Here is an 18,061-nt window from a genome sequence, read left to right on the forward strand (position 1 = left end):
GTAATAAGAGGTGCTATTATGAGAATAACAAATAAAATGCTATCAGATAATTATCTAAGAGATATGCAGGGAAATTTGAGAAATATGAGCTCACTACAGGGTCAGCTTAGCTCTGGCAAGGAGATTCGAAAACCTTCTGACAATCCCTATAAGGTAGTGAAATCCATGGGGATAAATCAGGAAATAACAGCAAATAAACAATACAATGAAAATATTAAGGATACTATAAATTGGTTAGATACAACAGATACAGCTTTAAAGCAAGCAGGAGATTTACTTCAGAGGGTAAGGGAGCTTATCTTATCATCTGGAAATGCTGCCTATGGTAGTGACGAGAGAGCTGCTATATATGATGAAATTAATGAAAATGTCAGTGAGATGGCTCAAATATTAAATACTAGCTATGAAGGTAAATATGTCTTTGGAGGAACTAGAGGGACAAGTAAACCAGTAGGGGTTGGAGAAAGCGGTGGGAAGAATGAAATCCACTTTGCCGCCCGCAATGGTAGTGATAATATTCCTGCAGAGGAACTTAATATGTTAAAGCAGGGGCTTTCCGTTGAAGTTTCCCAGGGAGTGAGAATAGAATACAATGTAACTGCAGTAGAAATATTAGAATTTACAGGGAATAAGGATGGGCAGAAGCAGCCAGTACAGCTTCAAAAGGTATTTGACGATATATTATCCCATCTGAAATCAGATAAGACTGAGGATGTTCAAAAGCTTATAAATGATGATTTAGAAAATATTACTCTTGCAATGGACAATATCTTAAAGATAAGAGCAGAAGTAGGAGCTAAACAAAACCGTATGACTTCTGCGAAAGAAAGAAATGAAGATGAAAATTTTACTCTTAAAGAGCTTTTATCAAGTAATGAGGATATTGACATTACAGAAAAATATATGGAATATAGCACTGCTCAAACAGTATATATGTCAGCATTACAAGTTAGCTCCAAAATACTTTTGAATACTCTAATAGATTATTTATAGAATTATAAGGAGGAATAATATGCAACCTGATAGACTAAGCTTAACCTTTGTAAAACCACTTCCAGGCTTTGAGACTCTAAAAAAATTTAGTCTATTTCCAATAGAGAATAATCCGGACTTTTTACTCCTTCAATCGGAGGAAGATGAAGAAATAGGCCTTGTAACTGTATCACCTTTTATATTTAAACCAGACTATGAGTTTAAATTAAGGGACGAGATATTAAGCATATTAGGAATTATTGATCCTCTGGAGGTAAAGGTTATTTCCATAGTGACACTATCAAAGGATGTTAAAGACATCACCTATAATCTTAAAGCGCCAGTAATAATAAATGTTAAAAATGGGTACGCTATGCAGATTATCTTAGATAATGATGAATATTTGATAAAACATCCATTAATAGGAGAGTGAATATATGCTGGTAATAACTAGAAAGAAGGGTGAATCTATATTAATTGGTGATGATATTGAAATAACCGTGATAAAGGTTGAAGACGGGGGAGTTAAGATATCTATAAATGCACCAAAAGAGGTAACTATTTTGAGAAAAGAACTATATAAGGCTGTAGAGGAAGAAAATCAAATAGCAGCAAACTATGACCTTAAGGTTATAAAAGATATAAGAAAAAAATAGAGAGGTAATAATTATGAGTATTACTATCGATAATAAAGGCAGCTTTTTACCAGCGATTTTACCTAATGAAAAATATCAAGGAAATAAAGAGCAAGATAAAGCAGGAATATCAGCTAATGAGTATATTTCTAAGGACACCCTGGATAAAGCATTGGAGAAGATTAATACCTTTTTAGATGATAATAATACCTATGCAGAATATGAAATGCACGATAAGTTAAAGCACATTATGATACGGATTGTCCATAAGGATACTCATGAGATATTATTAGAAATACCACCAAAAAAGATTTTAGACCTAGTCTCAAAAATGTGTGAACTTGTTGGTATCTTAGTGGATGAAAAGGTATAAACCTAATTTATTTTATTTGGAGGGTTATAATGAATAACAGCGCTGTTGCCTACAATGCTTATAAAAATAACAGTATAAATTATGCTTCAAAGGAGCAGCTTCTATTGATGCTCGTAGATGGAGCTGTAAGATATGTAAAGCAGGGTAAGGATGCTATTATTAATAAGGATATGGGAAAGGCTCACATTGCCTTGATAAAATGTCAGGATATTTTTAGTGAGCTAATGATAAGTCTTGATACAAGTAATAATCAATGGGCGGACAACCTATATAAGGTATATGCTTTTATAAAAGAAAAGCTTGTGGAAGCAAACCTAAAGAAGAATATTGATGTTATTGACGATATTATGCCGCTGATAGAAGAGATAAGAAACACCTGGCATGCAGCATATAAAGCTTCTATTGGGAGTCGTTAATGATGATTAGTGTAATAGAAGAGCTTAATGAATTTAAAAAAGTTACTCTGGAGTTAATAACTTCTCTTAAGGAAGATAAAATTCACTTAGTTCCAGTGTTTTTAGAAAAGCGACAGGAGATTATTGATTCAATTTCCAAAGAAGATATAGATAGCAGCTTAATGAAAGAGCAAATCACAGATCTGCAGCTTTTGGAGCTGGAAAATGAGCTTCAGGATATATATATAAATAAAAAGCAAGAAATATACATACAATTGCAAGAAAGCAAAAATAAAATGGCGGCTAATAATGTTTATTTATTTACTTCAAGGGAGCCATTAAATATAATTGATAAAAAAATTTAAGGGTGTGATGAGTACATGAATATAAGCAGTTCAAGTAGTTCCTCTGCAGATTATGGGAGAATAACTGGTCTTGCATCTGGACTTGACATTGATGGTTTAGTAGAAAGTATGCTGAGCAATGATCAAGCTAGGGTTGATAAGGCAAAGCAAGCAAAGCAAACCTTAGAATGGCAGCAGGAAGCTTATGTTGATATTATTAAGGACCTTAAGAAGTTCTATGAATATTTTGATATAGCTAACAGTAGTAACATGCTCAGTTCTTCCAATTATGTTAGCACTAAAAGCGAATTATCAGGAACAGGACTAGAAATTACCACTTTTCCTGGAGCAGTAACGGGTAAATACTCTGTAGAGATAGAGAGCCTTGCAGAGGCACCTAAATGGCAGATATCCGCTAGTACAGGTGCCAAAAAAAATACTACCTTAGCAGATGCTGGGTTAGGACCTGGTAACTATAAGCTTGAAATTGGTGGAGAAACCTTTACTGTGGAGGCAGAGAGTGACATTACAATAGGTGACCTGATAGATAAGCTTAAGAATGCTAAGAATATTGACGGAAGCAAGAGTCTATCCTCATTTGTAGATATTAATTTTAGTGAGCTCACAGGGAAATTGACCATAGAAGGTAAAGTAACTGGAGAAACTCAAATATTAAAAGTTACAAATAATTTATTACCAGATTCTGAGAGAGTAGAGGTGGATTATCCAGGTAAAGATGCACTTGTATTTATAACACCTCCGGGAAATGGTGAAGGCAGAGTGGAATATAGAAGTAGCAGTAACTCTTTTACCATAGACAATGTTCTCTACAAATTAACCGAAGCAGACAAAACAGTAGACTTTAATGTTGTAAAGAATAGCGAAGATAGCTATAACAAGTTCAAAGGTTTTATCGATTCTTATAATTCCATTGTAGAAAAATTAAATAGTAAGATAACAGAAAAAAAAGATTATAATTATAACCCATTAACAGATTCACAAAAAGAAGAAATGAAAGAGGATGAGATAAAAAAGTGGGAGGCTAAAGCTAAGCAGGGAATATTAAGCAGAGATAATAGCATTTCCTCTATTTTGACAGCTCTCAGAAGTACACTTTATGAAACTGTTGAAGGTGCAGGGCTTAGTCTGACAGATATAGGAATAAGCACCACTGCTAATTATAATGATGGAGGAAAGCTACAAATCGACGAAGCTAAATTTAAGTCTGCAATAGAAAATAATAGTGAAGCGGTTCAGAAGCTATTCACCTCTTCTGGTGATACTAATTCGAAAAAAGGTATATTTACAAAATTTAAAGATATAATTGACAAGGCTGTAGGCTATAATGGGTCTTTAATAGAAAAGGCTGGTTATGAAAATACCCGTTGGGTTTCTGAGAATACTATTTCAAAGAAAATTACAGATAAAAATACAATGATTCAGAATTTATTGAGAAACCTAGAGGAGAAGCGTGAGTCTTTATATAAAAAGTTTTCAATTTTGGAAACAAACCTTAATAGCCTAAATTCCCAAAGCAGCTATCTAGCTTCTCAATTCAGTCTCTAGTAATATGATGATGGAGAGATTAATATGAAACTAAATGCAAACCTAATGTCCCTTAGTATTTATAAAAATTATAGTAAAACTCTTGTGAGACAGAGCAATGCTCTGAAAAGAATAAGCTCTGGAGAGAAGATAATGAGTTCAAAGGACAATCCTCATGGCCTGGCCAAAAGCGAGCTTTTAAGGTTACAGATTAGAGGACTTGACGTTAGCAGCAAAAACTTACAGGATAGTAATGCTATGCTACAAACTGCAGATAGTGCCATGGAGAACATTAATTCATCCCTTACGAGGATGAAGGAGCTTACTATTCAAGCTGGGGGAACCATGTCCTTATCCGATAGGGAAATTATTCAAAAAGAAATAGATGAGATAAAAAATCATATAGATACAGTAGCTAATAATGCAGAATTTAATGGAGTTAAGCTTTTAAAAGCAGAGGGTATTAAAGATAATAATAATCCTAAACAGCTTATTAATACCTCAGGAGCTAATGTAGGAGATGTGATTCATATTCCCTTATATAATTTATCTCTAGAAATGCTAAAGACCTCAAAGGGAGATCTATCAAAAGGTGTAGATGTAACTAAAGAAGATAATATAAGTAATTCTTTAGAAATAATAGAAGATATTTCAAAGATGGTAACTTCCATAAGAAGTAAGTATGGTGCTATTATGGGAAAAACAGAACGTATAGCTGAAAATCTTTCCGAATTCAATATTTTGAATCAAGGAGCAGAAAGCAGAATAAGAGACTCTGATGTTGCAGAAGAAATCCTTACATATTCTAAAGAGGATATACTGATTAATGCATCAACTGCATTACTCGCACAGTCTAATAGGTTTCCCCAGGACATTCTTAGAATACTTGAAAATGTTAAATAGATAGAAAAGCTAGATTATAAGAGCCATAATGGCTCTTTTTTTTATAAATAATTATATGTAAATTATCCATAACATTGTTGTTTTAATATCAAATTGCTAAACATATATTATTTCATTAATAGAAAGGTGAATATTAGTAGAAAAGAAGATGAAATTTATACCTTTGCCCTATGTAATTAACAAATATAGTAATTAAAGAAAATAATTATAATAATTTATTGAAAACTATTTAAATTTTGATTAAAGTATTGTATTATATATTTAAATGGAAAAGTAACAAAATATTAATACAAAAGTATCATTATATAAAAAATGTTAATATTTGAAAGAGAATTGTGTACACAATTTGTTCTATATAACAATAAAGGAGTAATAGTAGCAAATAAAAGAAATAAGTTACTAAAATGTAAATAAGTTGTAGATATATAGTTAATTCTACTTTATAATGGAAATAGATTCAAATTATAATACAAAATAAATTAATATAATACATTAAATATTATCAATTATAATTATTTTACAAGTTAATTAAATAACAAAGTATATAAATTTTAGGAGGTTTGTCATGCCTGTTGGAAGTATATCCGTATCTGCTAATTATGATCTATTAAAAAAGGCTTTGGACGCGTCTAGCCTAAGGGGGGAGGTTATCGCTCAAAATTTATCAAATATTAATACTCCAAACTACAAAAAATATGCTGTTTCCTTTGAGGATAGCTTAGCCAATGAAAAGAAGATATCCATGAAAAGTACTAAAATAAAGCACTATTCAGATGGAGTAGCTCAGCAGGGAGATATTAAGATTGTTCAGGATAATAGTACAAGCATGAGAGAAGATGGTAATAATGTAGATTTGGATTTAGAAAAGGTTAATCAAGCTGCTAATTCACTGATGTATAATGCTCTGATAACAGAGGCAAACAGTAGATTAACAAGCACTAGATATGTCATTACAGGAGGTAAGTAGTATGAGTGGCTTTAGCGGAATGAGGATAGCAGCCAGTGGGCTGTCAGCAGAAAGACTGAGAATGGATACTATATCAAGTAATATAGCAAATGCAGAAACTACTAGGACAGCTGAAGGAGGACCATACGTTAGAAAGATTGCAGTTTTTCAGGAGAATTATCAAAAGGAGCTTGGAATGAGAGGTGTTAAGGCCGTTGAAATCAAGGATGATGAAAGCCAGTTGAAGAGGGTTTATGATCCTTCTCATCCTGATGCAGATGGTGATGGTTATATAACTATGCCAAATGTTAATATCTTAAATGAAATGGCAGATATGATGGCCGCTTCTAGGTCTTATGAAGCTAATGTTGATTCTTTAGATGCACAGAAAAACATGTTTTTAAAAGCCTTAGAAATAGGAAAATAAAAGGAGGGGATTTTTGTGAAGATTACGGGATTTGCAGAAGATATATTATTTCAGAGTAATCCTATGGGGAAGAAAAATAAAGTAGAGGATGAATTATCCTTTAGTGGTTATCTTCAGGAAAAGTTAGATGGTGTTAACAAGCTTCAGATGAAAGCTGAAGAAAGCACAGAAGCACTTATAAAGGGAGAAGATATAGATATTCATCAGGTACTTCTTAACACGGAAGAAGCGCAGTTGTCCTTACAGCTAGCTATAGAGATACGAAATAAGATGGTTGAAGCATATCAGGAGATAAACAGACTGCAGCTATAGGATGATTATAAGGGGGCAGAAAATGAACATATTCACTGACGGCTTCAAAAAGTTGTGGGAAAATTTTAATAATAAAAGTAAAAAAGCTCGGATAGCTATTATTACTTCATCTACAGCAGTTTTGTTAGCAATTATATTAATAATTTTTATGAGCTTTAAAGATAAATATGGCCTACTCTTTTCGGAGCTTGAAAATGGCGATGCACAGACCGTTGTGTCAACCTTAGAAGAAAAAGGGATCGATTATAAAATCCAGGGGAATTCAATTCATGTTCCTGAGGAAATGGTAGATAAGCTTAGGCTAGAACTTGCATCTAGCTTAACCTTAGGCAGTACTGGCTTTGAATTGATGGACGAAGGAAACTCCTTTGGAATGACCAAAGAAGAATTTGAAATTAAGAAGCTCAGAATGCTTCAAGGTGAAATGGAAAGAACCATTAAGAGCTTTCCTCAAATTGATAGTGCAAGAGTACATATAACCATGGCTGAGAAATCAGTATTTATAGATAAGGATACACCTGGTAGCGCTGCTATATATCTGGATATTAAAGAAGGGAAAAAATTAGAATCAGAACAGGTGAAGGCGATTATTGCTTTAGTATCTGGGGGAACTGATAATATTCCTGTTCAAAATATACAGGTTATTGATGAAAGAATGAATCTTCTTTCTAAAGATTTATTTGATGAGGATGGAAAAGAAGTACAGGCTTCTGGTACCGTGGAGAACTTAAAAACCATAGAAAAAGATTTTGAGAGAGAGCTGGAAAATAAGATATTAGAGCATCTGTCTGTGGTATTGGGCAAGGGTAACGCTACGGTAACCGTTGCTGCAGATTTAGATTTTGATTCTAAAGAAAGTACTCAGATAATTTACAGCCCTGATAAGGTTATAGTTTCTGAGACCTATAAAAGGGATAGGGATGGTGATTCACAGGGTAACCTAGGCAGCAGTCCTGTAGATAACGAAATGAGCAATACCATTGGAGACATGGAAGATAACGGCATTATAAGTGAGGAAGGGACAATAAATTATGAGGTAGGTTCATTAGAAACAGTAACTATCACTGCTCCTGGAGAAGTGAAAAGACTTACAGCATCTATTATTGTCAATGGGAATAAAGACGCAGGAACCTTAGAAGATCTGAAAGAAGTTATTAAAGGATCCTTAGGAATAAACGAGGAACGTGGAGATGAAATATCAGTGGTATCTATGAATTTCGATACAGCTGCGCAGGATGCCTTAGATAAGCAAATCGCTGCAATTGAGGCACAGGAGGCGAAGGAGAAAAAAATACGGCTGTACTCTATGGCTGTATTAGGAATGATTGGCGTTATAGCAATAATTTCAATAATAGTTATCATTATGAGAAATTTAAGAAGAAAAGAAGATGAGGAGCTTATCTTAGGTTCAAACTTAAACACTGTTGTAGGTGAAGAGATTACTCCTAAGCCTGTTGAAAGCTTTGAGCCAATAGCCTTCGAAGAAGAAAATGAAAAGTTATACATAGAAAAAGAGATTAAAAGCTACGCTCATGAGAAGCCTGAACAAGTGGCAGATATCATTAAAGCATGGCTAACAGAAGATGAGAGGTGATGAAGATGCCAAGAGAAAATAGATTGTCCGGGGTTCAGAAAGCAGCAATTCTATTTATAACCCTTGGCCCTGATGTAGCATCGGGTATCATTAAAAAACTTCCTGACAACGATATTCAAAAAATCACTTATGAGATAGCTAATATAACAGCTGTTTCCTCGGCGGAAAGGTCGGAAATTCTTAAGGAATTTTTAGAAATGAATAAGGCTAAGGATTTTCTTATAGAGGGTGGTATTGAATATGCTCGAAATCTTTTATCAAAAGCTTTAGGTTCACAGAAGGCTCAAGAGATATTAAACAAGGTTTCTGAAGCAACTCAGCAATATAGACCTTTTGCCATTGCTAGAAAAGCAGATCCAGTCCAGCTTTTGAATGTTATTTCAAATGAGCATCCACAAACTATAGCTCTAATACTATGCTATCTTCAGAAGGATAAGGCTGCCCAGGTGATGTCTTCTCTATCAGAAGAAGTGCAAAGCGATGTAGCTTATAGAATTGCTACGATGAACAACACATCTCCCATGGTGATTAAAGAAATAGAAAAAGTATTAGAATCAAAGCTTTCTTCTGTAGTCAGATTGGAGAACTCAATTTTAGGTGGTGTGGAATCATTGGTGGGGATTTTAAATGAAGTTGATAGACAAACAGAAAAAAATATAACTGAAGGTCTTGAAAGAGAGGATGCAGAGCTGGCAGAAAAAATTAAGAGCAGTATGTTTATCTTCGAGGATATTGTTACTCTAGACGATGTTTCCATACAGAGAATACTGAGAGAAGTTGACGCTAAGGATCTAGTACTTGCTCTTAAGGGAGCATCAGAGGAAGTTCTCGATGCAATATTTAGAAATCAATCAAAGCGTGCCTCTGCCGCTCTTAAGGAAGATATGGAATTCTTAGGGCCAGTTAGACTAATCGATGTTGAGAAGACACAACAAAAGATAGTATCAATTATCAGGAGGTTAGATGATACTGGAGAGATAGTTATAGCAAGAGGTGGACAAAATGCCATTATCTTATAACAACTCTGTAATTAAATCAAATATATCTGTAAAAGATGGAAGTAGAGTAATAGAAACTCTGCAGGAGGCTAAAAACTTAAATAAAAAAGTAAAAGAAGAGCCCTTGAATCCTTTTGAAGATGAAAACCTTCATAGGATCAGGGAGGCTATCCTTAAAGAAGCAAGAGAGAGAAGCGAGGAAATTATAAGAAACGCTTATTCTGAGGCAGAGGAAATTAAAAAAAATGCTTATGGGAAAGGCTATGAAGAAGGCGAGAAAAATGGCTATGAGGATGGTTATAAGGAAGCCTATGAAGGAAATATAGAAAAAGCTAATAAAAAAGCTGAGGAAATAATAACAGAGGGCGAAAATTTACTGATAACAGCTAAGTCAGTTTATGAAGAGTACTTAAGGAGTAAAGAAAAAGAAATATTAAATTTATCTTTGGAAATTGCTCAGCATCTAATGAGGGAAAGGCTTATGGAGAAGGATGGCTTGAACAACCTAATAAAAGAAGCCATAGAGTCATCTAAAACCATTAAAACATTAATAATAAAAGCAAACTCCTTTCACTGTGATGCCTTGGAGGAAGAAGTTAGAGAAAATAAACAGATTACACTAAAAACAGAGGTGTTTGTTATTCCAGACAATTCCTTAGAGATAGGTAATGTAGAGATAATAACTGATAAAGGGAAAATTAAAACAGGTATAAAAATGATTACTGAAAAAATTCATGAAGCATTTTAATAGGTGAGGCAATGAAGATTGATTTTAAACTCATTGAAGAGAAAGCGAAGAAACTATCTCCATTCTTTTATGAAGGCGTAGTAACAAAGGTAATAGGATTAACTATTGAGGTAGAAGGTATAAGGGCTTTCGTTGGAGAGCTATGCATTATTTATAACGAAGATAATGACCCTATTAATTGTGAGGTTGTAGGTTTTAGAGAAGAAGTGATAATTCTTATGCCGCTAGGTGAGTTAATTGGAATTGCACCAGGGTGTAGAGTAGTGCCCACGGGTTCACCATTAAATGTTAGTTGTGGAGATGAGCTCATGGGAAGGATATTAGATGGTATTGGAGCTCCCTTGGAGGGAGAAAAATTACAGCTCTTAGAAACTTATCCTTTAGATTCATCTCCACCAGATCCATTAAGAAGAAGGCGAATTAGAGATCCGTTGCCCACGGGAGTTCGGGCAATAGATGGATTATTAACCTGTGGTGAGGGACAAAGAGTTGGTATATTTGCAGGGAGCGGAGTTGGAAAAAGCACTACTTTAGGTATGATAGCTAGAGAAGGAAAAGCTGATGTTAATGTGATTGCTCTAATTGGTGAAAGAGGTAGGGAAGTTCTAGATTTTATAGAGAGGGATTTAGGTGAGGAAGGAATGAAGAAATCTGTTATTGTTTGCGCCACCTCCGATAAACCCGCACTGATAAGAATCAAAGGAGCCTTAACAGCTACAGCAATTGCAGAATACTTCAGAGATAAAGGTAAGAAAGTGATTCTGATGATGGATTCAGTAACACGATTTGCCATGGCTCAAAGAGAAGTAGGACTTGCCATAGGAGAGCCGCCTGCAACAAAAGGCTATACACCTTCAGTTTTTGCAATGCTGCCTAGATTAATGGAAAGGTCAGGTATGTCAGATAAGGGCTCTATAACAGCCTTTTATACAGTATTAGTAGATGGAGATGATTTTAATGAGCCTATAGCTGATGCAGTAAGAGGGATTCTTGATGGGCACATTGTTTTGTCCAGGCACCTAGCCCATAAAAATCACTATCCAGCCATCGATGTTTTAGATAGCGTCAGCAGGGTTATGTCTGAGATAGTAGGGGAAGAACATAAAGATATGGCCTCTGCTATTAGAGATTTACTGGCTACCTATAAAAATTCTGAGGATTTAATAAATATTGGAGCCTACACTAGGGGGACCAATAAAAAAGTGGATAAGGCAATTGAGCTTAATGAAATAATAAACAGTTTTTTGAAACAGGGTGTTTATGAAAAAGCGACCTTTGAAGAGACCATTAATTCCATGAAAGAAATATTTAATTAGAGGTGACTATGGAAAGCCATTTTAATTTCAAACTGCAAAAGCTTTTAGATATAAGAGTGCAACAGGAGGAAACTAGCAAGGTAAGCTTTCAAAAAGCTCAGAGAGACAGGTTTCTTGCAGAAGAGCACCTGTATACTCTACAAGATAACTACAATAAATATAGTATAGAGGACTATGAAGAAACAATAATACATAAAAAAATTAAGAGAAATTATCTGTCGGCTTTATCAAAATACATAGAGGAAGCAGAAATAGAAATAGAAGTTAAAGAAAAAGTATTAGAGGAATGTAGAGAAGATTTAATGGATAGACAGATAGAAAGAAAGACAATAGAGATACTGAAAGAGAAAAAATATCATGAATACCGTTTTGAAGAGAACCAAAAAGAGCAAAAAATGAACGATGAATTTGCTCTTTATGGATATATTAAGCAGGTTGCTGAAAGGAGGTGAGAAAAATAACAGTAATAAATTCCATAAGTAATGAAATTAAAGAAGTGAATTTAGGCAATAGCAAGATTAGAAAAGGAGAAGGTAAAGAAGCTGAGTCATCCTTTGCTGACATGGTGAATTATCTTAAAAACAGTAATGGAGAAGAGTGCTTTAAGACTTTAGAGAGAAAAAAAGATACTTCAGTGGAGCTCTCAGGAAGTAGTTTAGCTGGTGACCTGTCAGAGGATGAAAGCCAGGCTGGAAATGTGGATAATTCTTATATGGGAGATCTAGCTAATGCTTTGAATTTTTTCCTGGTTAGAAACATCTTTGGTAGTGAATTTGAAAAGGTTAAAGAAATTATCCCAGAGACGATTTTTCAGGAAGTCTCTAAGTTAGATAGTTTAATAAAGAGTGGAAATTATGAAATCGAAGAACTTTTGGCACAACTGGAGGAAACCTCTCATAAGGAGGGATTTATGGAACTAATAAAGAAGCTAACCAGTTCTGATGAGGTTGAGGCATTAAGTGATTACCCTACAGGAGATATACTATCCAGCTATACTGATGAGAAAAGAAATACTTCAATAAGCGCCTCAGAAATATCAGGGATTCTTAATAAGGTTTTAAAAAACACTGAGGAACAACAAGGATTAGAGAGTCAGTGGAATAAAGAAAAATTGTTTAGCAATCAGAAGTACAGCAGAGATGAAGAGTTAAGTTTTACTACAGCTGAAATTAAGACTTTAAGTGATATGGGTGAAGAAAATTATACCTCCAAAGATGTCACCTTCCTTAAAAGCTTACTTCTTGAGAACGATAATGCCAAGGGTAATTATTTTGGGGTGATTCAGAGAGCACCTATTGAAAGTAATTATTCATCCTTGATAGAAGCACCAGTCATTAATGGTAAGACCCTACAGGAAGATTTAATAAAAGTTATAAATTATGCTTCTAAGGGTAATATTCAGGAAATTAATGTAAAAATTAATCCTGAAGAACTAGGCACTATTATTGTAAGACTTACCTTAGAGGAGAATAGTCTTAAAGCCAAGGTTAGGGTTAGCTCTGAAGAAACCTATAAATTACTCATTAACAATATTGGAGAGTTAAACAGTACCTTGAAAGCTGGAGAGATAAAAGTCCAGGAGGTGGAGATTAGCTTATTTTCAGAGGAGGGCTTCTATTACTCAGAAGAAAGTAGAAGCAATGATTATGGAGGTAATGATAGAAATACTAACAAACATTCCTCGTTCGCAAATGAATCCTTATCTAAAAGGGATGAGGAGGTAATTAATCCTTCGGATATACCCATAGAAGGAACAATAAATAGTTTAGTTTAAGGAGATTTCTTATGAGTAATATAAATTCTGTTTCTTATGTGCAAAATACAGCGACCAATAGGGGAACGCCTATAAAATCTGCTGGAAGCGATATGGATAAGAATAGCTTTTTAAAAATACTTGCTGCTGAATTAACTAATCAGGATCCAACAAATGCTGCAGATTCAACGGCATATGTGACACAGATGGCACAGATGGTAACTATGGAGCAGCTGACTAATTTGAATACTACAATGGCTTTTAATGCTAACAGCAGTTTAATTGGGAAGGGTGTTACCGTATCAGATTATGATCCTCAAGGAAACAATTACACGGGTGTTGTACAAGCGGTAACTAATCAAGGTTCAGATACTTACATAACTCTTACAGTGAACGAAAATGGAAAGAATATATATAAAAATTTTGATGCTAGCCATGTGGTTTCTGTGATAGATGTGCCAAATTATACTATGGATAATCTTGAAAGATACACTTCACTCCTCACTTCTTCTCTATTAATTGGCAAGGATGTTCAAATGAATGTAAAAGAAAACAATGAAGAAAAGGAATATGAAGGCAAGGTTTTAGAAGTAGGACAATCTAACGGAATTATATCACTGAAGGTTAGATTAGAAGCTACAGGTGAAACAAGGAACTTTTATTTAGATGAAATAACAAGAATTTATGAAAAATCTCAGGTGTAACCTATGAGCTACAGAATAGTAAATGGTAGGCCACAGCCTATCGAAGGGATTATAACCCCTGTAAATAACCAAAGCTTAAACAGAAAGAGTAATACAATCAATTATAATGAATCTTTTAAAGAAGTACTTGATAAGGAAATCTATAGTGATTTGAGTTATAAGATTTCTGCCCATGCAAAGGAAAGAGTAAAAGAATTAGAGCTTTCGCAGAAAGACTTAAAAAGCATTGGTTATGGTATAGAAAAAGCTAGGAGTAAGGGAAGTAAAAATGCCCTTATATTATATAAGGATATTGCTTTCATTGCTAGCTGTGAAAATAAAACTTTAATAACCGCTGTGGAAAAAGAAAGAGCAAAGGATAATGTATTTACTAATATTGATAGCATGGTAATGCTATAGGCTGGACCTTACGGGGGCCGAGGTTCGCAGATCGATTGATGCGAACAATTGTACAAAATAGGAGGTCATTAAAAATGATAAGATCAATGTATGCTGGAATTACAGGTATGAAGGCGAATCAAACGAAGCTTGATGTAATTGGTAATAATATATCTAATGTTGGTACTACTGCTTTTAAAGCATCAAGAACCACTTTTAAGGATGCGCTATATCAAAGCTCCACCAACGCCTTAGCTCCATCCCAAAATGCAGGAGGAACTAATGCTAAGCAGGTAGGTCTTGGAGTTCAACTGGGTGCTATAGATACAATTATGACCCAAGGAGCAATGCAGCCTACTTCAAGAAGCCTTGATGTAGGAATTGATGGTAACGGTTATTTCATGGTGGCCAAGGGAAACGGTATATATGAAGATAATGCTCTTGTGGTTAATCATGAGCCAGGTACTCATAATATTCTAACAGAAAGCCTTCAGACCTCTGGAGCAGGATTAATGTACACCAGAGATGGGGCATTTACATTAGATGCTGAAGGCAATCTGTTGACATCTGACGGTTATAGAGTTTTAGGTTATTCCTTAAGTAATGATAAAGCAAACAGTGAGGCAACAGCAAAAGCTCCTGCTGAAGCTGGAACAAAAGGATTTATGTTTAATTTTACTGCAGGGGCAGGATTAAATAATTATAAGATTGAAGTTGTTCATTCTAATAATACTTCCACTACGGCAAAAATAGAAGGAAATATCATCAAAGTTAGTGGTGACTTTGATGAAGATGATGGAACTAAAAAGATAGGTATAGAAAATGCAATTAATAAAGCTATAAATGCTGCAGGCATAAGTCAGACTGTTACTGTTGCTGGGACGTTTGATGACAATATTAATACACCAGCAGAGATATCTGGAGGGACTCCAGTTCAGAGTGTGGGAGTTGATGGAGTTATTAATTTTGTTAATGGAAATATGGAAGTACACTCCTACGATAATAATCTTAAAACCTTAAGGATACCTGATAAAATCAAGGTTGCAGGAACAAATGAATATCTCTCTATCAAAAATTTCAGCATAAGTGATGAAGGGATTATCACTGCAGTATTAGAGGATGGAAGTGTTTCGGCATTAGGACAAATTGCCATGGCAACCTTCAAAAATACTGAGGGCTTAACAAAGGTAGGAGGAAATGCCTTTATACAATCTGCTAATTCAGGAGAAGCATTTATCCGAACAGGTATCAAAACCTTAGGGGAAGAAAATAATGATGGCTATGGCGCTTTGATGCAGGGATATCTAGAAATGTCCAATGTAGACTTAACAGAACAATTTACCGATATGATTGTAACAAGCAGGGCTTTTCAGGCCAGTGGTAAAATGATTACTACTGGTGATGAGATATTACAAGAAATTATTAATTTAAAGAGGTAATTAAATTTCCCTTAGAGAGGATTTCTCCTCTCTAAGGATTATAAAGGAGAAATACCATGGTTTATTTAACAACAATAGGCAAAAAACAATTTGTTTTGAACTCTGAGCATATTGAAAAGCTAGAAGAGGTTCCAGAAACCTTAATAACATTAACCAATGGGAAAAAATATCTAGTACTAGAGACTCCTGAGGAAGTAATAGAAAAAATCATATCATTTAAAAAGAAAATATACAACAGAGGCTGTTAGGGGGCAGAATTATGAATAGAAAGGATCATTTAACTATTATAGGCTTAGGACTTGGTAGTGTTATGCTTCTTTGGTCCATGACTATGGGATCAGAGCTTATAATATTTTGGGATTTTGCTTCTGTAATCATAACAATCGGAGGTTCCTTCTGTGCTTTACTAGTCAATTACCCCATGAAGGATGTAAAAAATATATTTAAAGTAATGGCGGTATCTTTTAAGGATTCACCTACATCAGGCATTGAGACTATAAATATATTTACTGACCTTTCTAAAAAAGCCAGAAGAGAAGGATTACTTTCTCTAGAAGATGAGATTGTTACACTTGAAGATGACTTCCTTAAGAAAGGACTTCAAATGGTTATAGATGGAATAGAACCAGAAACCATTAAGGATATTATGGAGCTAGAAATAAATGAAATGGAGAATAGGCATAATGTGGGGATTGGTATACTAAAGGCCTGGGGAGGCTATGCGCCTGCATTTGGTATGATAGGTACACTTATTGGACTTATACAAATGCTTGCTTACTTATCTGACTCCTCAGCAATTGCATCAGGAATGGCAAAGGCATTAATAACTACCTTTTATGGTGCTATAATGGCTAACTTGGTATTTAACCCTATGTCTGCAAAGCTAGCTCATAAAAATGAAGAAGAAGCGGCAGTTAAGGATATGATGCTGGAGGGAATACTGGCTATTCAGTCAGGGGTAAACCCAAGAATTGTTGAAGATAAGCTCGTTAGCTATCTACCTCCTAAGGAGAGAAAGAGGTTTAAAGAAGCTAAGATTGTAGAGGGAGTGGTTGAAGGTGTCTAGAAGGAAAGGGAAAAGCAAGCCTGATGGTCTTAGAGGCGATGAATGGCTCTCCACTTATGCAGATACTATTACACTGCTTTTAACATTTTTTATACTCCTGTACTCCTTTTCTTCTATAAATGAGCAGAAGCTAGCGGAGATAGCCACTTCACTACAGATGGTTTTGACTGGAAAGTCTGGCGATACAATTCTAGAATATAACAATGAGAATGGAGACTCACCTATAGTTGGAATAAAGGATGCTGATACACCTATACCTGAAAAGATGAATAGTGAAATGCTAGAGATGTACAATAAGGTAAATGAATTTATAGACTCTAATAAGCTTCAAAATACTGTAGAGGTAAAAGAAGACGATAGGGGTATAATTCTTCAGCTTAAGGAAAGTATTTTATATCAGTCAGGAAAGGCTGATTTGAGAGAGGATAGTGAAGAAGTGCTGGATGTGATAGCCGAGCTTCTAAAAACCTTTCCCAATAAAGTAATTGTAGAAGGCCATACAGATAATGTTCCCATGCATAGTGCTGAATTTGATACAAATTGGGAGCTATCAGCAATTAGGTCTGTAAATGTTGTTAGATATTTTGTAGAGGTAAAGAAGATAACGGCTGAACGATTATCTGCAGCAGGGTATGGAGAGTATAAGCCTATAGCAGAAAATAGTTCAGAGCAGGGAAGAACCAAAAATAGGAGGGTAAATATTTTGATAATTGCCAGCCTTAAGGAGGATAAATAATGGCAGAAGTAAATAACGTAAAAAACTCTAGGAGAAATATGATTATGCTCATTATAATTTTCGCAGTCATATTCTCTGGTATTGGTTTGTTTGCAGGCTCCTATATGGCTTCAGGGAAGATACTTCCAGACTTTGATGAAAGAGTGGATGCTGTAAATGTTGAGACCTACTCTGTTGATGAATTTTTAATTAATTTGGCCGATAGTGACAGTAATAGATATCTTAAGGTTGTAATATATCTTTCTTATGATTCAAATAACGAGTCTCTATTTAAAGAACTGCAGCTAGAGAGAACTAAGCCAATTTTGAAAGATGCAGCTTTAACGGTTTTAAGAAGTAAAACCTCTAAGGAGCTATCATCTGTAGAGGGAACAGAATTAATTAAAAAGGAGCTAGTTGAAAAGTTTAATTCTAAGCTAGAGAATGGACAAGTAATTGGAGTCTATTTTCCTGAGCTTATAATTCAATGATAATAAT

At 34.7% G+C, this 18,061-nt stretch carries 24 protein-coding genes; all 24 read left to right on the forward strand.

The genetic code is table 11. The features are described 5' to 3' along the window. Window positions 1-18: 18 nt before the first annotated feature. The 24 genes from flgL (at window position 19) to ACPWSR_RS15575 (ending at window position 18,054) form a co-directional block, all read left to right on the forward strand. Window positions 19-993: a flagellar hook-associated protein FlgL gene (gene flgL / locus ACPWSR_RS15460; RefSeq protein WP_426349122.1), complete on the forward strand. Its 975-nt coding sequence runs from the start codon at window positions 19-21 to the stop codon at window positions 991-993. A gap of 19 nt (window positions 994-1,012) precedes the next feature. After that, window positions 1,013-1,405, forward strand: a complete 393-nt coding sequence (gene fliW, locus ACPWSR_RS15465; RefSeq protein ID WP_426349123.1) for a flagellar assembly protein FliW — start codon at window positions 1,013-1,015, stop codon at window positions 1,403-1,405. Between the two features lie 4 nt (window positions 1,406-1,409). Beyond that, on the forward strand, window positions 1,410-1,628 hold the full coding sequence (csrA, locus tag ACPWSR_RS15470) for a carbon storage regulator CsrA (RefSeq protein ID WP_426349124.1): 219 nt from the start codon (window positions 1,410-1,412) through the stop codon (window positions 1,626-1,628). A gap of 13 nt (window positions 1,629-1,641) precedes the next feature. Beyond that, window positions 1,642-1,980 carry a flagellar protein FlaG gene (locus ACPWSR_RS15475; protein WP_426349125.1) on the forward strand — a complete coding sequence of 113 codons (339 nt, stop codon included), beginning with the start codon at window positions 1,642-1,644 and terminating at the stop codon, window positions 1,978-1,980. Between the two features lie 29 nt (window positions 1,981-2,009). Next, complete coding sequence (gene fliS, locus ACPWSR_RS15480) at window positions 2,010-2,396, forward strand: flagellar export chaperone FliS (RefSeq protein ID WP_426349126.1); 387 nt, start codon at window positions 2,010-2,012, stop codon at window positions 2,394-2,396. Next, window positions 2,396-2,740 (forward strand): hypothetical protein, encoded by a 345-nt coding sequence (locus tag ACPWSR_RS15485; protein WP_426349127.1) that lies wholly within the window; start codon window positions 2,396-2,398, stop codon window positions 2,738-2,740. The genes fliS and ACPWSR_RS15485 overlap by 1 nt, the downstream gene beginning before the upstream one ends. A gap of 15 nt (window positions 2,741-2,755) precedes the next feature. Next, window positions 2,756-4,285: a flagellar filament capping protein FliD gene (gene fliD, locus ACPWSR_RS15490; RefSeq protein WP_426349128.1), complete on the forward strand. Its 1,530-nt coding sequence runs from the start codon at window positions 2,756-2,758 to the stop codon at window positions 4,283-4,285. Window positions 4,286-4,309: 24 nt separating this feature from the next. Continuing rightward, window positions 4,310-5,167 (forward strand): flagellin, encoded by an 858-nt coding sequence (locus ACPWSR_RS15495; protein ID WP_426349129.1) that lies wholly within the window; start codon window positions 4,310-4,312, stop codon window positions 5,165-5,167. A 565-nt stretch (window positions 5,168-5,732) separates the two neighbouring features. Further along, complete coding sequence (gene flgB / locus ACPWSR_RS15500) at window positions 5,733-6,134, forward strand: flagellar basal body rod protein FlgB (protein ID WP_426349130.1); 402 nt, start codon at window positions 5,733-5,735, stop codon at window positions 6,132-6,134. A gap of 1 nt (window position 6,135) precedes the next feature. Beyond that, on the forward strand, window positions 6,136-6,540 hold the full coding sequence (gene flgC, locus ACPWSR_RS15505; protein ID WP_426349131.1) for a flagellar basal body rod protein FlgC: 405 nt from the start codon (window positions 6,136-6,138) through the stop codon (window positions 6,538-6,540). A gap of 15 nt (window positions 6,541-6,555) precedes the next feature. After that, on the forward strand, window positions 6,556-6,852 hold the full coding sequence (gene fliE, locus ACPWSR_RS15510) for a flagellar hook-basal body complex protein FliE (protein WP_426349132.1): 297 nt from the start codon (window positions 6,556-6,558) through the stop codon (window positions 6,850-6,852). Window positions 6,853-6,874: 22 nt separating this feature from the next. Beyond that, the gene (gene fliF, locus ACPWSR_RS15515) at window positions 6,875-8,446 is read left to right on the forward strand and encodes a flagellar basal-body MS-ring/collar protein FliF (protein WP_426349133.1); all 1,572 of its coding nucleotides are present in this window, start codon (window positions 6,875-6,877) and stop codon (window positions 8,444-8,446) included. Window positions 8,447-8,451: 5 nt separating this feature from the next. Further along, a complete protein-coding gene (fliG, locus tag ACPWSR_RS15520; protein WP_426349134.1) occupies window positions 8,452-9,465 on the forward strand; it encodes a flagellar motor switch protein FliG in 1,014 nt (337 codons plus the stop codon). Beyond that, the gene (locus ACPWSR_RS15525) at window positions 9,449-10,192 is read left to right on the forward strand and encodes a hypothetical protein (protein ID WP_426349135.1); all 744 of its coding nucleotides are present in this window, start codon (window positions 9,449-9,451) and stop codon (window positions 10,190-10,192) included. Before fliG ends, ACPWSR_RS15525 begins: the two co-directional genes overlap by 17 nt. Window positions 10,193-10,203: 11 nt before the next feature. Next, a complete protein-coding gene (gene fliI / locus ACPWSR_RS15530) occupies window positions 10,204-11,508 on the forward strand; it encodes a flagellar protein export ATPase FliI (protein WP_426349136.1) in 1,305 nt (434 codons plus the stop codon). A gap of 8 nt (window positions 11,509-11,516) precedes the next feature. Beyond that, on the forward strand, window positions 11,517-11,960 hold the full coding sequence (gene fliJ / locus ACPWSR_RS15535; RefSeq protein WP_426349137.1) for a flagellar export protein FliJ: 444 nt from the start codon (window positions 11,517-11,519) through the stop codon (window positions 11,958-11,960). After that, window positions 11,957-13,282: a flagellar hook-length control protein FliK gene (locus ACPWSR_RS15540; RefSeq protein WP_426349138.1), complete on the forward strand. Its 1,326-nt coding sequence runs from the start codon at window positions 11,957-11,959 to the stop codon at window positions 13,280-13,282. Before fliJ ends, ACPWSR_RS15540 begins: the two co-directional genes overlap by 4 nt. Before the next feature lie 11 nt (window positions 13,283-13,293). Beyond that, window positions 13,294-13,965: a flagellar hook capping FlgD N-terminal domain-containing protein gene (locus ACPWSR_RS15545; RefSeq protein ID WP_426349139.1), complete on the forward strand. Its 672-nt coding sequence runs from the start codon at window positions 13,294-13,296 to the stop codon at window positions 13,963-13,965. A gap of 3 nt (window positions 13,966-13,968) precedes the next feature. Beyond that, window positions 13,969-14,364, forward strand: coding sequence for a TIGR02530 family flagellar biosynthesis protein (locus ACPWSR_RS15550; protein WP_426349140.1), 396 nt, complete (start codon window positions 13,969-13,971; stop codon window positions 14,362-14,364). A 74-nt stretch (window positions 14,365-14,438) separates the two neighbouring features. Continuing rightward, window positions 14,439-15,782, forward strand: a complete 1,344-nt coding sequence (locus ACPWSR_RS15555) for a flagellar hook protein FlgE (RefSeq protein WP_426349141.1) — start codon at window positions 14,439-14,441, stop codon at window positions 15,780-15,782. A 56-nt stretch (window positions 15,783-15,838) separates the two neighbouring features. Continuing rightward, window positions 15,839-16,030, forward strand: coding sequence for a flagellar FlbD family protein (locus ACPWSR_RS15560; RefSeq protein WP_426349142.1), 192 nt, complete (start codon window positions 15,839-15,841; stop codon window positions 16,028-16,030). An 11-nt stretch (window positions 16,031-16,041) separates the two neighbouring features. Then, the gene (locus tag ACPWSR_RS15565) at window positions 16,042-16,848 is read left to right on the forward strand and encodes a motility protein A (RefSeq protein ID WP_426349143.1); all 807 of its coding nucleotides are present in this window, start codon (window positions 16,042-16,044) and stop codon (window positions 16,846-16,848) included. After that, window positions 16,841-17,584, forward strand: coding sequence for an OmpA family protein (locus ACPWSR_RS15570; protein ID WP_426349144.1), 744 nt, complete (start codon window positions 16,841-16,843; stop codon window positions 17,582-17,584). The genes ACPWSR_RS15565 and ACPWSR_RS15570 overlap by 8 nt, the downstream gene beginning before the upstream one ends. After that, window positions 17,584-18,054 (forward strand): flagellar basal body-associated FliL family protein, encoded by a 471-nt coding sequence (locus tag ACPWSR_RS15575; RefSeq protein ID WP_426349145.1) that lies wholly within the window; start codon window positions 17,584-17,586, stop codon window positions 18,052-18,054. Before ACPWSR_RS15570 ends, ACPWSR_RS15575 begins: the two co-directional genes overlap by 1 nt. The last annotated feature ends 7 nt before the right edge of the window (window positions 18,055-18,061 follow it).

It is taken from the genome of Alloiococcus sp. CFN-8 (genome assembly GCF_049943125.1).
In the GTDB taxonomy this organism is placed as follows: Bacteria; Bacillota; Clostridia; order Clostridiales; family Clostridiaceae; genus JAEXZL01.

Excerpts from the sequence above, each read along its gene's own strand:
- fliG (WP_426349134.1), top strand. The coding sequence starts at position 8,452 with ATGCCAAGAGAAAATAGATTGTCCGGGGTTCAGAAAGCAGCAATTCTA.
- flgL (WP_426349122.1), top strand. The coding sequence starts at position 19 with ATGAGAATAACAAATAAAATGCTATCAGATAATTATCTAAGAGATATG.
- ACPWSR_RS15525 (WP_426349135.1), top strand. The coding sequence starts at position 9,449 with ATGCCATTATCTTATAACAACTCTGTAATTAAATCAAATATATCTGTA.
- ACPWSR_RS15475 (WP_426349125.1), top strand. The coding sequence starts at position 1,642 with ATGAGTATTACTATCGATAATAAAGGCAGCTTTTTACCAGCGATTTTA.
- ACPWSR_RS15555 (WP_426349141.1), top strand. The coding sequence starts at position 14,439 with ATGATAAGATCAATGTATGCTGGAATTACAGGTATGAAGGCGAATCAA.
- ACPWSR_RS15565 (WP_426349143.1), top strand. The coding sequence starts at position 16,042 with ATGAATAGAAAGGATCATTTAACTATTATAGGCTTAGGACTTGGTAGT.
- flgC (WP_426349131.1), top strand. The coding sequence starts at position 6,136 with ATGAGTGGCTTTAGCGGAATGAGGATAGCAGCCAGTGGGCTGTCAGCA.
- ACPWSR_RS15495 (WP_426349129.1), top strand. The coding sequence starts at position 4,310 with ATGAAACTAAATGCAAACCTAATGTCCCTTAGTATTTATAAAAATTAT.
- fliW (WP_426349123.1), top strand. The coding sequence starts at position 1,013 with ATGCAACCTGATAGACTAAGCTTAACCTTTGTAAAACCACTTCCAGGC.
- ACPWSR_RS15545 (WP_426349139.1), top strand. The coding sequence starts at position 13,294 with ATGAGTAATATAAATTCTGTTTCTTATGTGCAAAATACAGCGACCAAT.
- ACPWSR_RS15550 (WP_426349140.1), top strand. The coding sequence starts at position 13,969 with ATGAGCTACAGAATAGTAAATGGTAGGCCACAGCCTATCGAAGGGATT.
- csrA (WP_426349124.1), top strand. The coding sequence starts at position 1,410 with ATGCTGGTAATAACTAGAAAGAAGGGTGAATCTATATTAATTGGTGAT.
- fliJ (WP_426349137.1), top strand. The coding sequence starts at position 11,517 with ATGGAAAGCCATTTTAATTTCAAACTGCAAAAGCTTTTAGATATAAGA.
- fliD (WP_426349128.1), top strand. The coding sequence starts at position 2,756 with ATGAATATAAGCAGTTCAAGTAGTTCCTCTGCAGATTATGGGAGAATA.
- ACPWSR_RS15485 (WP_426349127.1), top strand. The coding sequence starts at position 2,396 with ATGATGATTAGTGTAATAGAAGAGCTTAATGAATTTAAAAAAGTTACT.
- flgB (WP_426349130.1), top strand. The coding sequence starts at position 5,733 with ATGCCTGTTGGAAGTATATCCGTATCTGCTAATTATGATCTATTAAAA.
- ACPWSR_RS15575 (WP_426349145.1), top strand. The coding sequence starts at position 17,584 with ATGGCAGAAGTAAATAACGTAAAAAACTCTAGGAGAAATATGATTATG.
- ACPWSR_RS15560 (WP_426349142.1), top strand. The coding sequence starts at position 15,839 with ATGGTTTATTTAACAACAATAGGCAAAAAACAATTTGTTTTGAACTCT.
- fliS (WP_426349126.1), top strand. The coding sequence starts at position 2,010 with ATGAATAACAGCGCTGTTGCCTACAATGCTTATAAAAATAACAGTATA.
- fliI (WP_426349136.1), top strand. The coding sequence starts at position 10,204 with ATGAAGATTGATTTTAAACTCATTGAAGAGAAAGCGAAGAAACTATCT.
- fliF (WP_426349133.1), top strand. The coding sequence starts at position 6,875 with ATGAACATATTCACTGACGGCTTCAAAAAGTTGTGGGAAAATTTTAAT.